Here is a 21,059-nt window from a genome sequence, read left to right as displayed (position 1 = left end):
GTCACTTCCTTCCACGAAGTTCCAGCAGCCCGTCGACGACGGGGCCGAGGTCCAGCCGGTTGACCGTGAGGACGGTGCCGACCGGTCCGGCGGGCAGTCCGGCGAAGCCGTGCTGCGCGCCGAGGATCGCGCCGCACATCGCGGCGACGGTGTCGGTGTCGCCGCCCAGTCCGGCGGCGAGGGTGAGGGCGTCGGCGGGCCGCTCGCCCAGCGCCTGCGCCAGCGCGATCGCGGCGACCACCGATTCCTGCGCCGCGACCGAGGTGCCGATCACCTGGTAGACGGCGTCGGCGAGGGTCGCGGAGTCCAGTCCGGACACCCAGCCGCGGGCCCAGCGGATGCGGGCCGCGATGTCGCCACCCGCGCTCCAGGCGCCGCGGCCGGCACCGGCCGCGGCCGCCGCTTCGGCGTGGTCGAGCGCTTCGGGCAGGGACGCGCCGTCCACTCCCGCGGACACGGCCGCCGCGACGGCCGCGGCCGCGGCGATGCCGAGGCTCGAGTTGTGCGTGACCAGACTGGCTTCGGTCACGGCGTCCAGCAGGCAGTCCAGCTCCGGCGGGGTCGCGATCGCCACCGGCGTGATCCGCATGGCGGCGCCGTTCGTGCTGCCCCCGCGCCCGGCCTCGGCCGGGTCGGCGCCCGACTGGAGCAGGTCCAGCGCGCGTTTCGTGGACGGGCCGAGCAGGTCGGCCGAGCCGCGCCGGATCATGTCGGCTTCCCAGTCGAGCAGCGCGCGGGCGAACACCAGCGGGTCGATCCGGCCGTCGCCGTCGATGAGCAGCCGCGCCAGCAGCAGGGCCTGTTCGGTGTCGTCTGTGATGGACCCGGCCGGCATGCCGGGCGCGATCGGCTGGTCCGCCACGGCGTCCACGAGCGTCTCGATCCGCCCGTAGCGGCGGGTGATCTCGGCTCGCGACATCGACTGCGTCGGCATGCCCAGCGCGTCACCGAGGGCGAGCCCGGCGAACGCGCCGAGCGCCCGGTCCCGCGCGCTCACCGGCGGCCGAACGTGAGGTGGAACTGGAACCGCGCCGGGTCCAGGAGGCTGACGACGTGCTCGACGAGGCCGCCCGCCGCGTCGGTGCTCGTGCGGACCGCGCGGAGGAACAGCGTGCCTGCCGGCCGTTCCAGCAGCGCCGCGGTCTCCGGGGTCAGCGCCTCGGTGCCGATCCACTGCTCACCACCTTCGGCGCGCAAACCGGCGTCGGCGAGCGTCGCGGTCAGCGAGCCGCGCACCAGGCCCCGCTCCGGCAGCCCGGCGAGCGCGCCGGCGCCCGGGACGAGCGCGACTTCCAGCGACACCGGGCCGGCGGCCTGGTCGCGGCGCAACCGGCGGATCGAAACGAACGACTCGACCCCGAAGCGTTCGGCGAGGGCGTCGTCGCGCACGCGCTCGATCGCCAGCAGATCGGTGGTGATCTCGAACCCGGACCGCGCGAGCGCGGTGGCCCAGCCGACGGCCTGGTCCAGCTCGACGCCGTCGAAGGTGACGAACGAACCGACACCGCTTTCCGTCGCGATCAGGTCGCGTCGCTGCAGTTCGGACAGAGCGCTGCGGACCGTGCCCCGGCTGACCTGGTACCGCTGCGCCAGCTGGTGCTCCCCGGGCAACCGCTCGCCGCGCGCCAGCCGGCCCGACCGGATCTGCTCGGCGAGATCGGTGACCAGGCGGTGCCGCTTGGAAAAGCCGACCTGTTCAGTCCTGTCCATACCTGTACATTACCCCGGACAGGTGAGGGAACGCGAGCCCACCCGAATGGCGGCGGCACACCGGCCCGCCCGGAGCTATGAACTACCCATGCGCCGCAGCATGTTCGTCCTCCTGGTCGCCGCCTGCACGTTGCTCGCCTCGACGCTCACCGCGTCCGCCGAACCCCGCTACCGGCACTACGTCGCGCTCGGCGACTCCTACACGGCAGGCCCGCTGATCCCGCTGCAGCGCCTGGACCCCGTCGGCTGCCTCCGCTCGACCGGGAACTACCCGTCGCTGCTGGCGATCGCCTTGCGGGTCGGCTCGTTCACCGACGTGTCGTGCAGCGGCGCGGACACCCACGACATGGTCGCCCCGCAGGACGTGATCCTCGGCCCGAACCCACCGCAACTGGACGCCCTGCGCCCGGACACCGACCTGGTCACGCTCGGCATCGGCGGCAACGACTACGGCGTGTTCGGCACGATCATCGGCACCTGCCCCGGCCTGCGCGCCTCCGATCCCACGGGCAACCCCTGCGAGCGCCACTTCACGGTCGACGGTGTCGACACGATCAAGGCCAGGCTGCCGCAGACGCAGGCGAACGTCACCGCGGTGCTCGGCGAGATCCACGACCGCGCGCCGGAGGCCGAGGTGCTGGTGATCGGCTACCCGCGCATCGCGCCGCCGTCGGGCACCTGCCCGGACGTGCTGCCCTTCGCCGACGGCGACTACCCATGGCTCAACAGCGTGGAAGAAGAACTCAACGCGGCGTTGGAAAAGGCGGTCGCCGACGACGGCGACGCGTCCTATGTGGACACCTTCGGGCCGTCGCTGGGCCACGACGCGTGCGCCCCGCCGGGGCAGGCGTGGATCAACGGCAAGGACCTCAAGCCGTGGGCCGCGAACTACCACCCGTTCTTCACCGGGATGCAGGGCGTCGCCGCGGTGACGTACGCGCAACTACGCGATTGACCGCTCGAACCCGAGGTGGTTCGGCAGCTGCCAGGTCATCGACACCGTGGTGCCCTCGTCGGTCGCCATGACCTCGACGTGCCCGGCCAGCCCGCGGATGAGCCGGAGCCCGCGGCCGTCGGACATCGAGCGCCCCGGCGGCGGTGTCTTCCAGCGGCCTCGATCGATGACGGTGACGGCGATCAGGTCGTGGTCCCGGCTCGCGTGCAGTTCGACCGGGCCGTCCGTCCCCGCCGGGTAGGCGTGGGTCACCGAGTTCGTCAACGCCTCGTAGCCGGCGAGACCGATCGCGTGCGCGAGGTGACCCGGGAGGTCGAGGTCCTGTGCCCAGCGCACGAGCTCGTACCGCAGCGCCGTGATGTCCCGGGGCGAAGCCGGCCAGCGGCAGTGCAGGCTGGTCTCGGTGCACCCCGACGGCCCGGGAGTCCTGTCCATCGGTCTTCCCCACTCGAACACCTACAGGTTCGTCCATCTTCACACCTCCGGGTGACCCGCTGAAGGGTCCTTGTGCCCTTCCCTGGCAATTCCACTGATTTGCCGTTTCCCACGCTGACCAGCCCGGAACCGGGCGCGCCCCACCCGCGTCCCAGCTCCGGTTCGATGATCAACTGGGAGCGGTGACGTGTCGTACAAGGTGACGGGTGTACTGGCGGCGGCCTGCGCGGTCGTGGTGCTCGCCGGATGTGGTTCCGACGGTGGGCGAGCGGCCGCGCCGCCGGTGTCCAGCAGCTCCGCGCCGTCCGCGCCGCGGGAACCGCTTCCGGCCGAGTTCGACGCCGCGCGCGGCTGGTCGATCAGCGCGGACCAGGACGTCGAGTACGCGCGCCCGACCGGCGCGCCGGAAGCCCGCCTGTTGCTGGTGCGGGCGAGCGGGCCGGACGGGGTGCACGTGGTCGCGCACGACGCCGTCACCGGGGCGGTCCGGTGGCGCAGCGTGCCGGTGCCGGAACCGGAGGGCGACCTCGACTCCACCGTGTTCGTGACCAGCGACGGCGGCCGCGAGTACGCGGTGCTGGCCACCACCGGCACGGGCGAGGACAACGGCGTCGACAAGCCGTCGCGGAGCACGCACCTCTACGTGTACGGCACGGACTCCTCCGGCACGGCGGTCACGCCCGAACGGGACGTCAGTCTGCCCGTCGCGTCCGGCGACTACTGGGCGCAATCCGACGGCCGGGTGTTCCTGGAGAACGGCGACACCGTCACCGTGGTGCGCGTCGCGGACGGCAGCATGACCAGCTACCCGGAGGACGACGCCGGGCTGCGCCCGCCGAAGGAGTGCCCGCACGCCATCGGCGCCTGCACCGACCGGATGGCCGTGGTCGGCGCGACCGCGAGCGGACCGCTGGTGCAGGGCTTCCAGTCGTTCTGGGTGCCAGGCGCGTGGATCAGCGACGACGTCAGGCCCGCCGGCGCGAGTTCGAACGAGGGCTTCCGCAACGTCGAGGTCGTCGATTCGCCCGGCGGGCAGTCGGTCCTCGCCGGCTGGCCGACCGCGGACCCCACGGAGTGGTTGTGGGCGCTGCACGACGCCGCGACCGGACAGGTCCGCGGCTCGGTGAAGTGCGACCTCGACGGCGCGACCGCCCACGGTCCGTCCGGCCTCGAACCGGTTGTCTCCGGTCACTACCTGCTCGCCGGTCGCGTCGCGTTCGACCTGTGGACCGGGCAGGGCCGCTGCTTCGCGGAGACTTCGGACCGGCGTGCGATCGAGCTGAGCGCGATCGGCGGCGACACGGCCTACGGCACCGCGGGCAGCGACGACACCCCGGTCAGCGTGTCCCTGAGCACCGGCAAGGCGACGCCGCTGCCCGACGGCACCAAGGTCCCGGACGGCGTCGCGGCCGGCTCGGCGTACCTGGGCACGGCCACCAACGGCGGCGAGAGCATCCTCGTCTACCCGCCCGCCTAGAACGAGCACCGCCGGGGTCCCGTCCGGCACGAGCCTGCTGCGGCTCGTGAAGCACCTGATCGCGGTCGAGCACAACTGGTTCGTGTGGGCATACGCGGGCGAAGAGGTCGAACTGCGGGACGACGAAGCGTTCCCCGGTCCCGCGGACACGGCCGAAACGCTGTTCGCCCATACCGCGCGATGGTCGAGCGCTGCAATGCGGTCGTGTCCGCCTGCCCGGATCTGGATCGCCCGGGCGCGCGATCGCTGCGGAAGACCGAGCCGCCGTCGATGCGCTGGCTGCTCGTGCACATGATCGAGGAGACCGCGCGGCGCGGGACCAGCGCCCCGGTGAGTGTCCTGCCATGCCGGCACGGACGGCAGCTCCGCCCGGCGGGAACTCGGCACCGGAACGCGGGCACCGTGCCGGAATGGACTTCGTCGTCCGGCACGGCACCACCCAGTCCCCGGCGGGCTGGGACAGCCTCACCACGATCCTCACCGCTCGCAGTCACCGGCGCGCCTCGCCGGATCTCCCGAGCGGTCACCCCGAGTGGGGAGCGGCCGACTGCATGCGGGCCGTCCGGGGGCCGGTTCCCGCCGAGTTCGACAGGCCGGTCGTGGCCACGCACTCCGGCGCCGGCCTGCTCCTGCCTGCCGTCGCCGCCGGGTTGGCGGTTCGCCACCTCGCCTGGCTCGGGCTGCGGTGCCGGACGTGCCCGGCGGGATGTCGTCGGCGCACCGCCGGACTCACTGCGCGCACGTGTCAGAACCGCAGCTCGTCGCCGAAATCCTCGACAGCATCACCTGAATCCGGGCCTCGTCACGGCTCGCGCTCCGACGGCCCGTTCGCGGACTGGTGCCTCGCGAGCTCGGCTCCGTGGGCCGTCAACGGCGCCGGGACGGGCGCGGGGCCCGTCCCGGACGCGTGATCAGGCCGTGGGCAGCGAACCCAGGCGCGCCGTGAGCCGCTCGATGTCGGCTGCCGCCGCGTCCCGGCGCACCTTGATCTTCTCGACCACGTCGGCGGGCGCCTTGTCCAGGAACGCCTGGTTGCCGAGCTTGCCCTCGGTCTGCTTGAGCTCCTTCTGCGCCGCGGCCAGGTCCTTCTCCAGCCGCTTGCGCTCGGCCGCCACGTCGACCGCGCCGGACAGGTCCAGCTCGACGTGCACGTTCCCGCTGGACAGGCTCACCTCGACCGAGGCGGACGCCGTGAAACCGTCCTCCGGGGCGGTCAGCCGCGCCAGCGCACGCACCGCTTCCTCGTGCGCGGACACGTCGGCGAAGCCCGCGCCGTTGACGCGTGCCGCCACGCGCTGACCGGGCTTGAGACCCTGGTCCGACCGGAACCGGCGGATCTCGGTGATCAGCTTCTGCACGTCGGCGATGCGGGCGTCGGCCGCCGCGTCGGCGTAGGAGGCGTCCGCCTTCGGCCAGTCGGCGATGACGACCGACTCGCCGCCGGTCAGCGCCCGCCACAGCTTCTCGGTGATGAACGGGATCACCGGGTGCAGCAGCCGCAGCACGGTGTCGAACACGTGCCCCAGCACCGCGCGCGTGCTGTCGGCCCGGTCACCGGCGATCTGGACCTTCGCCAGCTCCAGGTACCAGTCGCACAGCTCGTCCCAGGTGAAGTGGTAGAGCCGGTCGACGGCCTTGGCGAACTGGAAGTCCTCCAGCAGCTCGTCCACTTCGGACACCGTGCCCGCGAGGCGGCCGAGGATCCAGCGGTCGGCCTCGGTCAGCTCGGCGGCGGGCGGCAGCGGCGTCGCCACGGTGGCGCCGTTCATCAGCGCGAACTTGGTGGCGTTCCACAGCTTCGTGCAGAAGTTGCGCGACCCGGCGGCCCACTCCTCGGCCAGCGCCATGTCCGAACCGGGGTTCGCGCCGCGGGCCAGGGTGAACCGGGTGGCGTCCGCGCCGTAGCTGTCCATCCAGTCCAGCGGGTCGATGACGTTGCCGCGCGACTTCGACATCTTCTTGCCCTGCGCGTCGCGGATCAGCCCGTGCAGGTAGACGTGGTCGAACGGCTGGACGTCGCCGCCGCCGTACAGGCCGAACATCATCATCCGGGCGACCCAGAAGAACAGGATGTCGTAGCCGGTGGACAGGACGCTGGTCGGGTAGAACTTCGCCAGGTCCGGCGTCTCCTCCGGCCAGCCGAGCGTGGACAGCGGCCACAGGCCCGAGGAGAACCAGGTGTCCAGGACGTCCGGGTCCTGCGTCCAGCCCTCGCCGGACGGCGGCTGCTCGTCCGGCCCGACGCACACCGTCTCGCCGTTCGGCCCGTACCAGACCGGGATGCGGTGGCCCCACCACAACTGGCGCGAGATCGTCCAGTCGTGCATGTTGTCGACCCAGTCGAAGTAGCGCTTCTCCAGCTCCGGCGGGTGGATCTTGGTGCGGCCGTCGCGGACCGCGTCGCCCGCCGCGCGGGCCAGCGGCTCGACCTTGACCCACCACTGCAGCGACAGCCGCGGCTCGACGACCGTGTCGCACCGCGAGCAGTGCCCGACGGCGTGCAGGTACGGGCGCTTCTCCGCGACGATCCGACCCTGCTCGCGCAACGCCGCGACGATCGCCGGGCGCGCCTCGAACCGGTCCAGCCCCTGGAACGGGCCGGGCACGGTGATCGTGGCCCGCTCGTCCATGATCGTCGGCATCGGCAGGTCGTGGCGGCGGCCGATCTCGAAGTCGTTCGGGTCGTGCGCCGGGGTGACCTTGACGGCGCCGGTGCCGAACTCGGGGTCGACGTGCTCGTCGGCGATGACCGGGATGCGGCGGCCGGTCAGCGGCAGCTCGACCTCGGTGCCGACCAGGTGCTGGTACCGCTCGTCGTCCGGGTGGACGGCGACCGCGGTGTCACCCAGCATCGTCTCGGCGCGGGTGGTGGCCACGACGATGGAGTTTTCGCCGTCGCCGTAGCGGATGGAGACGAGTTCCCCCTCGTCCTCGGAGTGCTCGACCTCGATGTCCGACAGTGCGGTGAGGCAGCGCGGGCACCAGTTGATGATGCGCTCGGCGCGGTAGATCAGGCCGTCGTCGTAGAGGCGCTTGAACATGGTCTGGACGGCGCGGGACAGGCCCTCGTCCATGGTGAAGCGCTCACGCGACCAGTCGACGCCGTCACCGAGGCGGCGCATCTGGCCGAGGATCTTGCCGCCGTACTCAGCCTTCCAGTCCCAGACGCGCTCGACGAACTTCTCGCGGCCGAGGTCGTGGCGCGACTTGCCGGACTTGGCCAGCTCGCGCTCGACAACGTTCTGGGTCGCGATGCCGGCGTGGTCCATGCCCGGCAGCCAGAGGACCTCGTAGCCCTGCATGCGGCGGCGGCGCGTCATCACGTCCATCAGGGTGTGGTTGAGCGCGTGCCCCATGTGCAGGCTGCCGGTCACGTTCGGCGGCGGCAGCACGATGGTGAACGGAGGCTTGTCCGACCCGGCCTCGGCCGTGAAGTAGCCCGCGTCTACCCACCGCTGGTAGAGGGCGGCTTCTTCGTCGGCCGGGTTCCACGCGGCCGGGAGGGCGGGCTGCTGGTCAGGGGCGTTCTCCGTCACAACCGGTAAGTGTACGAACCTGCTAATCAGCGCCGCATCCGCATTGCCTCCCGGGCCGGTGACGATCTTCGGCCCGGGGCGGCGCGTCCGAAATGGACGCCCACGAGCACCGGCGCGGGCCCCGCGGAACCGGCGCCGCCGGCGGCTGATGACGGCCCTGGTGACGGCGGCCACACCGGCCCCGCCGAGGTCGCCGCGACCGCGGAGCAGCTCAGGCGGCTGCCCGCCGGCCCGCGTGAGGCTGACCGCGCGGTCGGACCTGCGCATCGAAGGGCCCGCCGCGTGAGCCGCGTCGCATCGTTGTTTGCGGATCGGTCTCAGGCGCCCGAACCCCGTAACACTCGCCCGACGTAGTCGATCAGAAGGCGAGATCGAACCGGAAGGATGGGTCCGAAGTGGACGACTACGACATCGCGCAGCACCCGGATCTGCGGGACCCGGAGTGGCAGCGGCGCGCGGTGAAGCAGGCGCGGGCCGGCGTGCGCCGCCAGCGCCGGACGGGCAAGCGGCTCGCCTGGACCGGCGTGTCGCTGGTCGTCGTGGCCGGGGCGGTGTTCGGGCTCGTCCAGTGGGGCCGCTCGACGTCCGCCCACTACGACGGCAGCGCGCCCCCACCGGCCGAAATGCGTCCGACGGCGCCGCAGGTGATGCCCGACATCGCTCGGGTCGACCTCGCTCGCCCGTTCGACAACACCCCGGCGGCGACCTGGGGCGAGTCGGTGGACGGCCTTGTCCTTCCGCCGGCCAGCCCGATCGGCGCGTTCAGCGCCGGCGAGGTGCAGACCGCCGTGGACCAGGTCAAGAAGTTCATCCACATCGGCAGACTCGACCGGCGGACAATCGAAGGCCACGACGGCGCCGCGTTGGTAGATCTGCTCGCTCCGAGCAATCGTTCCCTGTACGCGAACATGCTGAACCTGCGCCTGACCAGCGAATTCGCGAACATCGTGTCCTACGCCGCCGACGGCTACCGCCTTCTGCCCGCCAACCCCCGCATCTCCGGCACCATCACGGCGGCACCGGGACCAATCCGGGACACGCTGAACCTCCACGCCAGTTATTCCGTCGGCTACCCCTTCGACCCCGGCACCTTCGCACCAATCCTCGCTCCGGGAGAAATCGATGTCTTCCTGCGCTGGGAGGTGGACTTCAAGTTCACCGGCAGCAGCCATCGGAAGGACCTCCGCGGCCTTTCGGTGGGGAGCACCAGCGGCGTCGTCGTCTGGATGGGGTGCGAGGCGTGGAAGAAGGGCTACCTGGCGCCGGCCTACAGCGAGACGATGCAGGGTTCGGACGAGCCCTTCGACGAAGCGGCTGTCTACGACGTGACGAAACCGCTACCAGAGGTGACTGAAGGGTGCACACCCTGACCACTTCGACAGCCCAGACTCAACAGTCTAGGCTGTCTATATGACCCGGGCGCCGAACGACGCTGCGCGTCTCGCCGGTGCGGTGCGCGCCGTCGTCGGGCAGTTGCACCGCCGGTTGCGCCAGGTGGACAACGCGGGCGTCCTGACGCCCTCGCAGTCGGCCGTGCTCGCGCGGCTGCACCGGGACGGCCCGGCCACCCAGGCGCAGCTCGCGGCGGCGGAGCACGTCCGGCAGCAGTCCATGGCGGCCACGCTGGGCGCGCTGGACGAGCTGGGCTACCTCAGCCGCACCCGCGACCCGCGCGACGGGCGGCGCGTGCTCGTCGCCCTGTCGGACCTGGGCGAGAAGACCGTGCGGGGCGTGCACCAGCACCGCGAGGAGTGGCTGGCGCGCGCCCTGACCGACGACCTCACCGCCGAGGAGCGCCGCAAGATCGACGAAGCACTGCCCCTGCTCGCGAGGCTGGCGCAGCGATGAGGAAGTGGTGACCACGTCCCAGCGGACGACACAGCTCACGCGAACCGCCTACCCGCCGCGCATGGTCCTCCCCCTGGTGGCCAGCGCGGTGCTCAACCCCGTCAACTCCACCCTGATCGCCGTGGCGCTGGTGCCCATCGGCCAGGCGTTCGGCGCCGGGCCTGGGGAAACCGCCTGGCTGATCACCTCGCTGTACCTGGCCACGGCCGTCGGGCAACCCGTCGTCGGGCTGTTCGTCGACCGGTTCGGCGCGCGGCGCGTGCTGCTGGCCGGCTCAGTGACCGTGTTCGCCGCCGGTGTCGGCGGCCTGCTCGCGTTCTCGCTGGGCTGGCTGGTCGCGGTCCGGGTCGTGCTCGGCATCGGCACCTGCGCCGGCTTCCCCGCCGCGATGGCGGTGCTGCGCAAACGCGCCGACGCCACCGGCGGCGGCGTGCCGAGCCGCGTCCTGTCGGTCCTCGCGATGTCCTCGCAGACCGTCATGGTCATCGGCCCGACGCTGGGCGGCGCGCTGATCGGGCTGGCCGGCTGGCCGGCGATCTTCGCGGTCAACATCCCGCTCGCCGCGGTCGCGTTCGTGCTCGCGCTCGTCTGGGTGCCCAAGGACCCGCCGCGCGCCGGACGGCGCGCGGCGATCGACGTCGCCGGGATCGCCCTGTTCTCCGCGACCCTGCTCGCGGTGCTCCTCTACGGGATGGCGCCAGCGGTGTCCGACCTGTACCTGCTCGGCGTCGCACTGGTGCTGGGCGCCCAGTTCGTCCGGGTCGAGCTGCACGCCGAGCGCCCGTTCGTCGACCTGCGGATGCTGGCGGGCAACCGCCCGCTCCTGCGCACCTACCTGCGCCAGGCGCTGGCGTTCCTCATCGTCTACTCGATCATGTTCGGCTACGTCCAGTGGCTCGAATCCGCGCGCGGGCTCACCGAATCGACGGCGGGCGCGCTGCTGACCCCGATGTCGGTGGCCGCCGTGCTGGCCGCGGCGTCGGCAGGCAAGCCGGCGCGGCTCAAGGGGCGGCTGGTCGTCAACTCGCTGGCGCTGCTCGCCGGGTCGGTGCTGCTGCTGTTCGTGCACGACGGCACGTGGATCGGCGCGCTCGTGGTGCTCGCCGCGGTGTTCGGGCTGGGCCAGGGCCTGACGAGTGTGACCAACCAGACGGTCCTCTACGGCCAGGTGCCGCCGGAGGTGATGGGCACCGCGAGTGGCCTGTTCCGCACGGCGCAGTACCTCGGCGCGATCGGGTCGTCGACGCTGATCGCGCTGTGTTTCGGCGACCACGCCACCTCGCACGGCCTGCACGAACTGGCCGCGGCGCTCATCGTGATCGGCACCGTGCTGTTCACGGTCACGGTGACCGACCGGCAACTCGGTACTCGCGCGAACGCAGTCGCTGACGCAAGATAGTGAACGTGACACGCAACGCTCCTCGCGCCGATATCGACGAAGCCGCCCTCGAAGTGCACAAGCCCAAGGAATGGGCGGCGGGCATCCCGGGAGTGGCGGTGTCGCTCCTGCGTGGTGTCGAGCAGATGGGCGCCGGCCGCACGGTGAAGACCCTCCGCCTGCTCAACCAGCGCGACGGCTTCGACTGCCCCGGCTGCGCCTGGCCCGAACCGCGCGCGGAGGACGGTGAGCACCGCAAGCTCGCCGAGTTCTGCGAGAACGGCGCGAAGGCGGTCGCCGAGGAGGCCACGAAACGACGCGTCGGGCGGGAGTTCTTCGCCCAGCACCCGGTCGAGGAGCTGCACGGCCGCACCGACTACTGGCTCGGGCAGCAGGGCAGGCTCACCGAGCCGGTGGTGCTGCGCGAGGGCGGCACGCACTACGAGCCGATCGCCTGGGACGAGGCGTTCCGGCTGATCGCGGGCAAGCTCAAGGAGCTGGACAGCCCGGACGAGGCGATCTTCTACACCTCCGGCCGCACCAGCAACGAGGCCGCGTTCCTGTACCAGCTGCTGGTTCGCTCGTTCGGCACGAACAACCTGCCGGACTGCAGCAACATGTGCCACGAGTCCTCCGGCGCGGCGCTGTCGGAGGCCTACGGCATCGGCAAGGGCTCGGTGAGCCTCGCCGACATCCACCACGCCGACCTGATCGTCGTCGTCGGCCAGAACCCGGGCACCAACCACCCGCGTATGCTGTCCGCGCTGGAAGAGGCCAAGGGCCGCGGCGCGAAGGTGATCGCGGTGAACCCGCTGCCCGAAGCCGGGCTGATGCGGTTCAAGAACCCGCAGAACCCGCGCGGCGTGGTCGGCAAGGGCACCCCGCTGGCCGACGAGTTCGCGCAGATCCGCCTGGGCGGCGACCTCGCGTTGTTCCAGGCGGTCGGGCACCTGCTGCTGTCCTGGGAGGAGGCGGCGCCGGGCACGATCGTGGACCGAGAGTTCGTCGAGTCCTCGACGCACGGCTTCGACGACTGGGCCAAGAACCTGCGCGAGATCGACTGGGCGGCGATCGACGAGGCCACCGGCCTGGACCGCGACCAGATCGAGCGGATCGCGCGGATGATCGCGGCGTCCGAGCGCACCGTCTACTGCTGGGCGATGGGTGTCACGCAGCACCGGCACGCGGTCGCGACGATCCAGGAGATCAGCAACCTGGCGTTCGCACGCGGCATGATCGGCAAGCCGGGTGCGGGCCTGTGTCCCGTGCGCGGACACTCCAACGTGCAGGGCGACCGCACGATGGGTGTCTGGGAGAAGATGCCCGAGTCGTTCCTGAGCAGGCTGGAGGACGAGTTCGGCATCCCGGTGCCGCGCAAGCACGGGCTCGACACCGTGGACTCGATCCGCGCGATGCGCGACGGCCGCGGCAAGGTGTTTATCGGCATGGGCGGCAACTTCGCCGCCGCCACCCCGGATTCTGGGCTGACCGAGCGCGCGCTGCGGTCGTGCGAGCTGACCGTGCACGTGTCGACGAAGCTGAACCGGTCGCACGTGGTTCCCGGCCGGACCGCGCTGATTCTGCCCACGCTGGGCCGCACCGAGCGGGATGAGCAGGCCGCGGGCGAGCAGTTCGTCACGGTCGAGGACTCGATGTCGTGCGTGCACGTCTCGCGCGGGCGGCTGAAGCCGGCGAGCGAGCACCTGCTCTCCGAGGTGGCCATCATCTGCCGGCTCGCGACCGAGCTGTTCGGTGCGGACCACGCCGTGCCGTGGCGGGACTTCGAGGGGAACTACGACCTGATCCGCGACCGGATCGCGCAGGTCGTGCCGGGTTGCGAGGACTACAACGCGAAGGTGCGGCAGCCGGACGGGTTCGTCCTGCCGCACCCGCCGCGCGACTCGCGGTCGTTCCGCACCTCGACGGGCAAGGCGAACTTCACGACCAGCGAGCTGGAGTTCCCGCGCGTGCCGTCGGGCCGGCTGCTGCTGCAGACGCTGCGCAGCCACGACCAGTACAACACCACGATCTACGGCCTGTCCGACCGCTACCGCGGCATCGAGGACGCGCGCCGGGTGGTGCTGGTTAACGCCGCCGACCTGGCGGAGCTGGGCTTCGCCGACGGCCAGCTGGTCGACCTGGTGTCGGAGTGGGAGGACGGCAGCGAGCGGCGGGCGGAGCACTTCCGGGTCGTGGCGTACCCGACGGCCCGCAGGTGCGCGGCGGCCTACTTCCCGGAGGCCAACGCGCTGGTCCCGCTGGACTCGGTGGCGAAGAAGTCCAACACGCCGGTCTCGAAGGCGATCGTGCTCCGCCTGGAGCCCGCGTCCTAGAGGACGGTGTTGCCGTACATCTCGCCGAGCGGGTCGGCGATGAGTTCGATGCGCGCGCCGTCGGGGTCGCGGAAGTAGACCGAGACGTCGCTGTGCACCGCGTGCTCGACGCCGGCCTCGGCGAGCTTGGCGACCAGCCGCTGCCACCGCTCGGGGTCGACCGAGATGGCGATGTGGTGCAGCCCGCCGAGCACCTCGGCGTACGGGCCCACGTCCAGGCCAGGGAAGTCGAAGAACGCCAGCAGGTTCCCGTTGCCGATGTCGAAGAAGAAGTGCGACGACCCGGGGTAGTCGCGGTTCTCGATCAGCTCGGTGAGCGGGAACTCCAGCAGGTCCTGGTAGAACCGGACGGTCCGCTCGACGTCGCTGCTGATCAGCGCCGTGTGGTGGAGGCCGCGGGCCGACGACGCCGGCCGCTCCCCCACTGGCTTGAGGTGGGCGTCGCGGATGCGGTCGCGCTCCCGGCGGACCGCGTCGAGGTCGACGGAGGTCATGGCTGGCGTTCCCTTCTCGTGGCGGAGGTGGTGTGCCCGGCTTACCCGCCGGGCACCACCGGCATCCGCGTCAGGCGGTCTTGATCGCGGAGACCTCGAACTCGAGGGTGACCTTGTCGCTCACCAGGACGCCGCCGGTCTCCAGCGCCGCGTTCCAGGTGACGCCGAAGTCCTTGCGGTTGATGGTGGTCGAGCCCTCGAAGCCGATCCGCGTGTTGCCGAACGGGTCCTGGGCGGTGCCCTCGAACTCGAACGGGACCGTGACGGACTTCGTGATGCCCTTGATCGTCAGGTCGCCGGTGACGTCGAAGCTCGCGTCGCCGGTCTGCCGGATCGAGGTCGAGACGAAGGTGATCTCCGGGTGCTCGTCCATCGACAGGAAGTCGTTGCTGCGCAGGTGGGCGTCGCGGTCGGCGTTGCGGGTGTCGATGCTGTTCGCCTTGATGGCGACCGTCACCGACGACTTGGCCGGGTCGTCACCGTCGATGTGGGCGGTGCCGGTGAACTCGTTGAACGCGCCGCGCACCTTGGTGACCATCGCGTGGCGGGCGACGAAGCCGATCCGGGTGTGGGTCGGGTCGAGCGTGTACTCGCCGGTCAGGTTCGCGTAGCCGGTCTGGGTGGTCATTGCGGGTTCCTCCCGTGAAGGTCTGGTTGATGTGTCATCGACACAGTGACACAACTTGGATGACGCGTCAACTATTCCCGCTATACTCGATGGCATGACCCGATGGCTCGATGACGGTGAACAGCAGGCGTGGCGCGCGTACGTGAAGATGCAGAGCCACCTCAACGCCGCGCTGGGCCGCCGGATGCAGGCGGACTCCCAGCTGTCGCTGCCCGACTTCGAGGTGCTGGTCCAGCTCACGGACACGCCGGAGGGCCGGGTGCGGGTGTTCGAGCTGGCCAGGGCGCTGGACTGGGAGAAGAGCAGGCTGTCGCACCACCTGCGGCGCATGCAGAAGCGCGGGCTGGTGGCGCGCGAGGAGTGCCCGGACGACGCGCGCGGCGCGTTCATCGTGCTGACCCGCGAGGGCCGGGAGGCGATCGAGCAGGCCGCGCCGCACCACGTGGACACGGTGCGCGAGCTGGTGTTCGACGTCCTCACGCGCGAACAGGTGGACGCCCTCCGGGCGATCTCCGAGCAGATCCTGCGGGTGGTCCGCCCGGAGGACTGTCCTCAGGACCGCAGGTAGGAGGCGCCGTTGAGGTCGAGGATGGCGCCGGAGGCCCACTCGGCCTCGGCGGAGGCGAGGTAGACCACCGCGGCGGCGATCTCCGGCGGCTCCGCGACCCGGCCGAACGGGGACTGGGCCCGCAGCGCGTCGCCCCGCTCGCCGGTCAGCCAGTCCGCGACCCGCTCGGTCGCGATGAACCCGGGCGCGACCGTGCTCACCGCGATTCCGTGTGGCGCGAGGTGCACCGCGAGCGACTGGCCCAGCGAGTGCAGCGCCGCCTTGGTCGCGCCGTACGCGGGGTGGTCGGGCTCGCCGCGGAAGGCGCCGCGCGAGCCGACGTTGACCACGCGTCCACGCGCGCCGCGGTCGATCATGTGCCGGGCGACGCAGAACGTGACGTCGGCCGCGCCGAGGAGGTTCACCTCGACCGACTGCCGCCAGACCTCCCGCCAGTGCTCGAAGGTCGCCTCGGCGAGCGGGTGCGCGGTCTCGGTGGTGGTCACCACGGCGGCGTTGTTGACCAGGACGTCGACCCCGCCGAGCGCGTCTTCGGCGGCGTCCGCGATGCGCCGGGCCTCCCGGATGTCGCCCCGCACCAGGGCGTGGCCGTCGCCGGGCAGCGCCGCCAGGGTGGCTTCCGCCGCGGCCTGGTTGGAGTTGTAGTGCACCGCGACACGGTCGCCGCGCTCGGCGAAGGCCGTGGCGATCGCGCGGCCGAGGCCCGCCGACGCGCCGGTGACGAGGACGCCGCGGCTCACTTGGCGAACAGCTGGGACTCGTCGCGGAAGGCCTTGAACTCCAGCGCATTGCCCGCGGGGTCGTGCAGGAACATGGTCCACTGCTCCCCCGGCTCGCCCGCGAAGCGCTGGTAGGGCTCGATGACGAACCGCGTGCCCGCGTCCTTGAGGCGGCCGGCGAGCTCGTGGAAGGCCTCGACGGTCAGGACCAGGCCGAAGTGCGGCACCGGGACGTCGTGGCCGTCGACCGGGTTGCGGCCCGCCTCGTTGCGCGCCCCCTCGACCACGTGGGTGACGACCTGGTGGCCGTGGAAGTTCCAGTCCACCCACTTGGCGTCGGAGCGGCCTTCGGACAGCCCGAGCACCCCGCCGTAGAACTCCCGGGCGCGGCCGAGGTCGTCGACCGGGATCGCGAGGTGGAACGCGGGGCGGGTCATGGTGCCTCCTTCATCGTCGGTGGCTCCAGCTTGACCCGGCGGATGGCAGAATGTCAACATTAGGACATGAAGCCCGCCCGGCGGCGTGGTCTGGCCGAGGAGGCCGCCGACCGCATCCGCGACGAGATCCTGTCCGGCCGGTTCGCGCCCGGCAGCGCACTGCGCGAGGTCGAGCTGGCCGCGTCGCTACAGGTCAGCCGCGGGTCGGTGCGAGAGGGACTGGCGATCCTGGAGCGCGAGGGGCTGGTGCACAGCGAGTGGCACCGGGGCACGCGGATCATCGAGCTGAGCGAGACCGACATCACCGAGGTCTACGAGGTGCGCGCGGCGCTCGACCGGCTGGCGACGCTGACCGCGGCCGAGCGGGGCCGCCCCGGCCAGTTCGACGAGCTCGACCGGCTGGTGGCGGCGATGGACCAGGAGGCCAGCGGTGCGGCGGACGGGGCCCGGCTGGTGGCGCTGGACATCGAATTCCACGACTGCGTGTACGCGATGGCCGGCAACGGCAGGCTGACCAGCGCGTGGGAGGCGGTGCGGTCGCAGGTGCACCTGTTCCAGGCCCACCGGGTGCGGCTCTCGCACGAGCACTACCGCACGCGCGTGGTGGACGAGCACCGCGAACTGGCGACGCTGCTGCGCGCGGGGCGGGTCGAGGGGCTGGGCGACCTGGCGGAGGAACATGTACGCTCGGCCAGCCGCGGCCTGATCGAGAGCCTGCGCGAGCTGCACCGCTGAGGAGTCCGGGCCAGGGTCGCCGGCGCCTCAGCGAGAGCTTGCGCGAACCGGCCCGCCGAGGACCTCGACAAGGCTCGCGTACCGGGCGCGTTCCTCGTCCGTCAAGGCGCTGAACCGCTCCCCCACCAGTTCCGCGAACCGCTGCCGGATCCGTTCGCGCAGCTCCTCACCCGCAGGGGTCAGCACGACGCGGCTGACGCGCCGGTCCTTCTCGTCGGGCTCCCGCGCGAGACGCGCTGGAAGCCGGCATGGACGCCGAACGCCTCGCGGCGACCACGGCCCAGACGCCGCTAAGGCGCCTCGGCGAGCCGTCGGACATCGCGTCGATCGTGGCGTTCCTCGCCTCCGCCGGCGGCGGCTGGATCACCGGGCAGACGATCCACGCCGGCGGCGGGCTGTTCTATCCGCCGAACAGCTTGACGACCTTGAGGATCAGTTCGTAGAGGCCGTAGAGGAACGGCACGCCCACCCACAGCCAGGCCAGCGTCATCAACCAGACCCGGCGGCGCGCGGGGACCTGCTCCGGCGTGCTCATTTCGCCTCCTCGCGCGCGGCGTCCGCGCTCTCCGGTTCGTGGTACTTCACGCTCACCGGGCGCACCAGCTCGTTGGCGATGAAGCCGATCACCAGCAGCGCGATCATGATGTAGAACGACGTGGTGTAGAGGTCCGGGCCCTGTTTGCCCGCCCGCTTCTGGCTGTCGGCGATCGCGTTGACGATCAGCGGGCCGAGCACGCCGGCGGCCGACCACGCGGTGAGCAGGCGGCCGTGGATCGCGCCGACCTGGTAGGTGCCGAACATGTCCTTCAGGTACGCCGGGATCGTGGCGAAACCCGCGCCGTAGAAGGACAGGATCACCATCGCCGCGAGGATGAAGACTACTTTGGACGAGTTGCCGGCGAGCGCGATCACCAGGTACAGCAGGGCGCCGACGCCGAGGTACATGCGGTAGATGTTCTTCCGGCCGATGAAGTCCGAAGTGGACGACCAAACGAACCGGCCGAGCATGTTGGTCAGCGACAGCAGCGCGACGAAACCGGCCGCCGCGGTGGCGCCGACCGGAACCGACGTGCCGCGGAAGAAGTCGGTGATCATCGGCGACGCCTTCTCCAGGATGCCGATACCCGCGGTCACGTTGAAGCACAGCACGACCCACAGGCACCAGAACTGCGGCGTCTTGATGGCATTGGCGGCCGACACGTTCGCCGTGGTGATCATCGACCGGGCCTTCGCGGCCGTCGGCTCCCAGCCCTTCGGCTTCCAGCCCTCCGCGGGCACCCGCACCAGGAACACCCCGAGCGACATGAACACCGCGTAGACGACGCCGTGGATCAGGAACGAGGTGCCGATGCCGCTGGGCGTCGACCCGAACGACTCCAGCATCTGGCTCGACCACGGCGAGGCGATCAGCGCCCCGCCGCCGAAGCCCATGATCGCGATGCCGGTGGCCATGCCCGGCCGGTCCGGGAACCACTTGATCAGCGTCGACACCGGCGAGATGTAGCCGATGCCGAGCCCGACACCGCCGATGAGGCCGTAGCCGAGCACCACCAGCCAGTACTGGGAGGTGAACGCGCCGAGCGCGGACACCAGGAAACCGGTGGAGAAGCAGGTCATCGACACGAACATCGCCCAGCGCGGCCCGTTGCGCTCGACCAGCGTGCCGCCGAACGCCGCGGACAGCCCGAGCATGACGATGCCGAGCTGAAACGGCAGCGCGCTCAGCGTCCCGGACAGGCCCAGCGCCTTCTCCAGCGGCGGTTTGAACACGCTCCACGCGTACGCCTGACCGATCGCGAGGTGCACCGACAGGGCCGCGGGCGGGATCAGCCACCGGCTCCAGTCCGGGGGCGCGATGCTGTGCGAACGGTCGAGGAATGTGACGGCCACGGCGGGCTCCCCTACGCTGGTGATTGAGCCTGCAATTTATTACTAGATGCGCGACGACACGGCAAGCTCTTGTCGTCGATGAGTGGATTGGAGTGCCCGATGGGGCGCGTGACGGTGCGACGTCCGGTGCGGAAGCTGACCGAAGGCGGGCAGACGCGGCGCGCCGACCTGCTGGCGGCCGAGGAGCCGCTGGAGCTGCGGGTCGGTGGCAAGTCCCTGGCCGTCACCATGCGCACTCCAGGGCACGACGTCGAGCTGGCGCACGGCTTCCTGCTGTCCGAGGGTGTCATCGCGTCCAAGGACGACGTGTTCACGGCCCGGTACTGCGACGGCGTCGACGACCAGGGGCGCAACACCTACAACGTCCTGGACCTCGCCCTGGCCGAGGGCGTCGCGCCGCCGGAGACGGGTGTGGAGCGCAACTTCTACACGACGTCCTCGTGTGGGGTGTGCGGCAAGGCGGCGCTGGACGCGGTGAAGCTCAAGACCCGCTTCGCGCCCGGGGAGTCGACTTTCGCCGTGAGCACGGAGGTGCTCGCGGGGCTCCCGGACACGCTGCGCAAGCAGCAGCGCGTGTTCGCCAGCACCGGTGGGCTGCACGCGGCCGGGTTGTTCCGGGCGGACGGGTCGCTGCTGGCCGTGCGGGAGGACGTGGGCAGGCACAACGCGGTCGACAAGGTGCTGGGCTGGGCGCTGCTGGATGACCGGGTCCCGTTGTCGGACTGCGGGCTGCTGGTGTCCGGGCGAGCGTCGTTCGAGCTGGTGCAGAAGGCCGCGATGGCCGGGGTCCCGTTCCTCGCGGCGGTGTCCGCGCCGTCGTCGCTGGCGGTGGAGCTGGCCGAGGAGAACGGCATGACGCTGGTCGGGTTCCTGCGCGGCACCAGCATGAACCTCTACACCGGCGACCAGCGCGTCCTGGAGCCGGACGCGATGTGGGCGGTCAGATCCGGGGTATGACCTCGGCGGCCAGGCGTTCCATCTGCTCGGCCTGGTCGGCGAACGGGGTGAACAGGATCAGCTCGGCGCCCGCGGCGGCGACCTCCTGCACCCCGGCCACGCACTCGTCGGGCGTGCCTGCCACCGCGACCGCTTCGAGGCCGCGTTTGCCGTAGATCTCGGCGAGACCGTCGGCGGCGCGGCGGCGGGCCGCGTCCCCGTCGTCGTCCACGACGATGTACACGCGCTTGGCGATCCGGAAGTCCTCACGCCCGGCTTCGGCCAGCACCTCGCGCAGCGTCTTGACCTGCTCGGCGAAGGCCGCGGTGGTCGAGGAACCGGCGCCGAAGAACCCGTCGCCGTGCTTCACGGCCCGCTTGAGGGCGTTCGGGTGGCTGCCGCCGAACCACAGCGGCGGGCCGGGCTTCTGGAACGGCTTCGGCTGCATCGAGGCGCCCTCGAGCTGCCAGAATCGGCCGTCGAAGTCGATCACGTCCTCGGTCCACAGGGCCTTGACCAGGCGGATCCCCTCGGTGAACCGGGCGACGTGCGCCTCGCCGTCGAGACCGAACGCGGCGAACGGCCGGTTGCGGCCACCGCTGCCGACGCCGACCTCCAGGCGGCCACGGCTGAGCTGGTCGAGCGTGGCGAGGCTCTTGGCCAGGTGCGCCGGGATGTGCAGCGGGGTGACGTACACGGCGCAGCCGAGGCGCAGACGCTCGGTGCAGGCGAACGCGTACGCCATGGTCTCGTTCGCCGAGAGGTGCGGGGCCGTTCCGAGGACCTGCTCCTGGGTCCAGCCGCTTTCGAACCCGAGCTCCTCGGCGCGCCGCACGTACGCGCCGAAGGCGGCGGGGTCGAACGTGCCGTCGGCCACGAACTGGGGAATCGAGATCGCGAACCGCATGGGCACGAGATTAGTCCTGTCGGTGTATCGGTTGCGGAACTTCCCGCGACATGGGTTACGGGACTGATGTTCA

The 21,059-nt window shown here is 71.3% G+C and carries 22 protein-coding genes and 1 pseudogene; 11 read left to right on the top strand and 12 right to left on the bottom strand.

All coding sequences use genetic code 11. From position 1 onward, the window contains the following. Position 1: 1 nt before the first annotated feature. The gene (locus AMETH_RS08820) at positions 2–997 is read right to left on the bottom strand and encodes an ADP-ribosylglycohydrolase family protein (RefSeq protein WP_017987712.1); all 996 of its coding nucleotides are present in this window, start codon (positions 995–997) and stop codon (positions 2–4) included. Then, positions 994–1,710 (bottom strand): GntR family transcriptional regulator, encoded by a 717-nt coding sequence (locus AMETH_RS08815; RefSeq protein WP_017987711.1) that lies wholly within the window; start codon positions 1,708–1,710, stop codon positions 994–996. The genes AMETH_RS08820 and AMETH_RS08815 overlap by 4 nt, the downstream gene beginning before the upstream one ends. Positions 1,711–1,798: 88 nt before the next feature. Here AMETH_RS08815 and AMETH_RS08810 point away from each other — a divergent pair, with 88 nt between their 5' ends. Further along, on the top strand, positions 1,799–2,665 hold the full coding sequence (locus AMETH_RS08810; protein WP_017987710.1) for an SGNH/GDSL hydrolase family protein: 867 nt from the start codon (positions 1,799–1,801) through the stop codon (positions 2,663–2,665). On the opposite strand, the gene AMETH_RS08805 is transcribed toward AMETH_RS08810, so the two are convergent. After that, positions 2,654–3,100 carry an ATP-binding protein gene (locus tag AMETH_RS08805; RefSeq protein ID WP_017987709.1) on the bottom strand — a complete coding sequence of 149 codons (447 nt, stop codon included), beginning with the start codon at positions 3,098–3,100 and terminating at the stop codon, positions 2,654–2,656. The genes AMETH_RS08810 and AMETH_RS08805 overlap by 12 nt on opposite strands. Before the next feature lie 187 nt (positions 3,101–3,287). On the opposite strand from AMETH_RS08805, the gene AMETH_RS08800 reads away from it, so the two are divergent. Continuing rightward, complete coding sequence (locus AMETH_RS08800; protein WP_017987708.1) at positions 3,288–4,577, top strand: hypothetical protein; 1,290 nt, start codon at positions 3,288–3,290, stop codon at positions 4,575–4,577. Between the two features lie 180 nt (positions 4,578–4,757). Next, positions 4,758–4,829 (top strand): annotated as a pseudogene (locus AMETH_RS42465) (mini-circle protein); the annotation flags it as partial. A 659-nt stretch (positions 4,830–5,488) separates the two neighbouring features. Here the strand turns inward: AMETH_RS42465 and AMETH_RS08790 are convergent. Further along, positions 5,489–8,113, bottom strand: a complete 2,625-nt coding sequence (locus tag AMETH_RS08790) for a valine--tRNA ligase (protein WP_017987706.1) — start codon at positions 8,111–8,113, stop codon at positions 5,489–5,491. Positions 8,114–8,508: 395 nt separating this feature from the next. Between AMETH_RS08790 and AMETH_RS08785 the strand changes: the two genes are divergently transcribed. The 4 genes from AMETH_RS08785 to AMETH_RS08770 all read left to right on the top strand — a co-directional run bounded on the left by AMETH_RS08785 (position 8,509) and on the right by AMETH_RS08770 (position 13,672). Beyond that, positions 8,509–9,483 carry a hypothetical protein gene (locus AMETH_RS08785; protein ID WP_017987705.1) on the top strand — a complete coding sequence of 325 codons (975 nt, stop codon included), beginning with the start codon at positions 8,509–8,511 and terminating at the stop codon, positions 9,481–9,483. Between the two features lie 40 nt (positions 9,484–9,523). Next, positions 9,524–9,961 carry a MarR family winged helix-turn-helix transcriptional regulator gene (locus AMETH_RS08780; protein WP_017987704.1) on the top strand — a complete coding sequence of 146 codons (438 nt, stop codon included), beginning with the start codon at positions 9,524–9,526 and terminating at the stop codon, positions 9,959–9,961. 61 nt (positions 9,962–10,022) lie between these two features. Then, positions 10,023–11,360: an MFS transporter gene (locus AMETH_RS08775; RefSeq protein ID WP_085929452.1), complete on the top strand. Its 1,338-nt coding sequence runs from the start codon at positions 10,023–10,025 to the stop codon at positions 11,358–11,360. A 5-nt stretch (positions 11,361–11,365) separates the two neighbouring features. Beyond that, positions 11,366–13,672, top strand: a complete 2,307-nt coding sequence (locus AMETH_RS08770) for an FdhF/YdeP family oxidoreductase (protein WP_026153941.1) — start codon at positions 11,366–11,368, stop codon at positions 13,670–13,672. Here AMETH_RS08770 and AMETH_RS08765 read toward each other — a convergent pair. Then, positions 13,669–14,166 carry a VOC family protein gene (locus AMETH_RS08765; RefSeq protein ID WP_017987701.1) on the bottom strand — a complete coding sequence of 166 codons (498 nt, stop codon included), beginning with the start codon at positions 14,164–14,166 and terminating at the stop codon, positions 13,669–13,671. The genes AMETH_RS08770 and AMETH_RS08765 overlap by 4 nt on opposite strands. A 70-nt stretch (positions 14,167–14,236) precedes the next feature. Next, positions 14,237–14,794: a YceI family protein gene (locus AMETH_RS08760; RefSeq protein WP_017987700.1), complete on the bottom strand. Its 558-nt coding sequence runs from the start codon at positions 14,792–14,794 to the stop codon at positions 14,237–14,239. Positions 14,795–14,888: 94 nt separating this feature from the next. On the opposite strand from AMETH_RS08760, the gene AMETH_RS08755 reads away from it, so the two are divergent. Beyond that, the gene (locus AMETH_RS08755) at positions 14,889–15,362 is read left to right on the top strand and encodes a MarR family winged helix-turn-helix transcriptional regulator (protein ID WP_017987699.1); all 474 of its coding nucleotides are present in this window, start codon (positions 14,889–14,891) and stop codon (positions 15,360–15,362) included. On the opposite strand, the gene AMETH_RS08750 is transcribed toward AMETH_RS08755, so the two are convergent. Both AMETH_RS08750 and AMETH_RS08745 read right to left on the bottom strand, forming a co-directional pair. Further along, entirely contained in the window at positions 15,347–16,102 is a 756-nt protein-coding gene (locus tag AMETH_RS08750) for an SDR family NAD(P)-dependent oxidoreductase (protein WP_017987698.1), read from the bottom strand. The two genes, AMETH_RS08755 and AMETH_RS08750, sit on opposite strands and share 16 nt — an antisense overlap. Beyond that, entirely contained in the window at positions 16,099–16,518 is a 420-nt protein-coding gene (locus AMETH_RS08745; protein ID WP_017987697.1) for a VOC family protein, read from the bottom strand. The genes AMETH_RS08750 and AMETH_RS08745 overlap by 4 nt, the downstream gene beginning before the upstream one ends. 66 nt (positions 16,519–16,584) lie before the next feature. Between AMETH_RS08745 and AMETH_RS08740 the strand changes: the two genes are divergently transcribed. Next, on the top strand, positions 16,585–17,253 hold the full coding sequence (locus AMETH_RS08740; protein ID WP_017987696.1) for a GntR family transcriptional regulator: 669 nt from the start codon (positions 16,585–16,587) through the stop codon (positions 17,251–17,253). Positions 17,254–17,280: 27 nt separating this feature from the next. Here AMETH_RS08740 and AMETH_RS08735 read toward each other — a convergent pair whose 3' ends face one another. Then, positions 17,281–17,439: a hypothetical protein gene (locus AMETH_RS08735; protein WP_017987695.1), complete on the bottom strand. Its 159-nt coding sequence runs from the start codon at positions 17,437–17,439 to the stop codon at positions 17,281–17,283. Positions 17,440–17,501: 62 nt separating this feature from the next. Here AMETH_RS08735 and AMETH_RS36500 point away from each other — a divergent pair, with 62 nt between their 5' ends. Beyond that, positions 17,502–17,696 carry an SDR family oxidoreductase gene (locus AMETH_RS36500; protein WP_275451570.1) on the top strand — a complete coding sequence of 65 codons (195 nt, stop codon included), beginning with the start codon at positions 17,502–17,504 and terminating at the stop codon, positions 17,694–17,696. Here the strand turns inward: AMETH_RS36500 and AMETH_RS41360 are convergent. Further along, positions 17,654–17,788: an MFS transporter small subunit gene (locus AMETH_RS41360; protein ID WP_017987694.1), complete on the bottom strand. Its 135-nt coding sequence runs from the start codon at positions 17,786–17,788 to the stop codon at positions 17,654–17,656. The two genes, AMETH_RS36500 and AMETH_RS41360, sit on opposite strands and share 43 nt — an antisense overlap. Then, a complete protein-coding gene (locus AMETH_RS08730) occupies positions 17,785–19,143 on the bottom strand; it encodes an L-lactate MFS transporter (RefSeq protein ID WP_017987693.1) in 1,359 nt (452 codons plus the stop codon). The genes AMETH_RS41360 and AMETH_RS08730 overlap by 4 nt, the downstream gene beginning before the upstream one ends. A 99-nt stretch (positions 19,144–19,242) precedes the next feature. On the opposite strand from AMETH_RS08730, the gene fdhD reads away from it, so the two are divergent. Beyond that, entirely contained in the window at positions 19,243–20,100 is an 858-nt protein-coding gene (gene fdhD / locus AMETH_RS08725; protein WP_017987692.1) for a formate dehydrogenase accessory sulfurtransferase FdhD, read from the top strand. On the opposite strand, the gene AMETH_RS08720 is transcribed toward fdhD, so the two are convergent. Beyond that, positions 20,084–20,986: an LLM class flavin-dependent oxidoreductase gene (locus tag AMETH_RS08720; protein WP_017987691.1), complete on the bottom strand. Its 903-nt coding sequence runs from the start codon at positions 20,984–20,986 to the stop codon at positions 20,084–20,086. The two genes, fdhD and AMETH_RS08720, sit on opposite strands and share 17 nt — an antisense overlap. Positions 20,987–21,059 lie beyond the last annotated feature (73 nt).

The sequence above is a fragment of the Amycolatopsis methanolica 239 genome (assembly GCF_000739085.1).
GTDB lineage: Bacteria > Actinomycetota > Actinomycetes > Mycobacteriales > Pseudonocardiaceae > Amycolatopsis_E > Amycolatopsis_E methanolica.
Note: the sequence above shows the minus strand (reverse complement) of the source record. Positions and strands in the feature narration are given on the sequence as shown.

What these genes read in the sequence shown, in the direction of transcription:
- AMETH_RS08780 (WP_017987704.1), top strand. Translation starts at nt 9,524, where the DNA reads ATGACCCGGGCGCCGAACGACGCTGCGCGTCTCGCCGGTGCGGTGCGC.
- AMETH_RS08740 (WP_017987696.1), top strand. Translation starts at nt 16,585, where the DNA reads ATGAAGCCCGCCCGGCGGCGTGGTCTGGCCGAGGAGGCCGCCGACCGC.
- AMETH_RS08775 (WP_085929452.1), top strand. Translation starts at nt 10,023, where the DNA reads ATGGTCCTCCCCCTGGTGGCCAGCGCGGTGCTCAACCCCGTCAACTCC.
- AMETH_RS08745 (WP_017987697.1), bottom strand. Translation starts at nt 16,518, where the DNA reads ATGACCCGCCCCGCGTTCCACCTCGCGATCCCGGTCGACGACCTCGGC.
- AMETH_RS08765 (WP_017987701.1), bottom strand. Translation starts at nt 14,166, where the DNA reads ATGACCTCCGTCGACCTCGACGCGGTCCGCCGGGAGCGCGACCGCATC.
- AMETH_RS08810 (WP_017987710.1), top strand. Translation starts at nt 1,799, where the DNA reads ATGCGCCGCAGCATGTTCGTCCTCCTGGTCGCCGCCTGCACGTTGCTC.
- AMETH_RS08755 (WP_017987699.1), top strand. Translation starts at nt 14,889, where the DNA reads ATGACCCGATGGCTCGATGACGGTGAACAGCAGGCGTGGCGCGCGTAC.
- AMETH_RS36500 (WP_275451570.1), top strand. Translation starts at nt 17,502, where the DNA reads ATGGACGCCGAACGCCTCGCGGCGACCACGGCCCAGACGCCGCTAAGG.
- fdhD (WP_017987692.1), top strand. Translation starts at nt 19,243, where the DNA reads ATGGGGCGCGTGACGGTGCGACGTCCGGTGCGGAAGCTGACCGAAGGC.
- AMETH_RS08720 (WP_017987691.1), bottom strand. Translation starts at nt 20,986, where the DNA reads ATGCGGTTCGCGATCTCGATTCCCCAGTTCGTGGCCGACGGCACGTTC.
- AMETH_RS08760 (WP_017987700.1), bottom strand. Translation starts at nt 14,794, where the DNA reads ATGACCACCCAGACCGGCTACGCGAACCTGACCGGCGAGTACACGCTC.
- AMETH_RS41360 (WP_017987694.1), bottom strand. Translation starts at nt 17,788, where the DNA reads ATGAGCACGCCGGAGCAGGTCCCCGCGCGCCGCCGGGTCTGGTTGATG.
- AMETH_RS08805 (WP_017987709.1), bottom strand. Translation starts at nt 3,100, where the DNA reads ATGGACAGGACTCCCGGGCCGTCGGGGTGCACCGAGACCAGCCTGCAC.
- AMETH_RS08815 (WP_017987711.1), bottom strand. Translation starts at nt 1,710, where the DNA reads ATGGACAGGACTGAACAGGTCGGCTTTTCCAAGCGGCACCGCCTGGTC.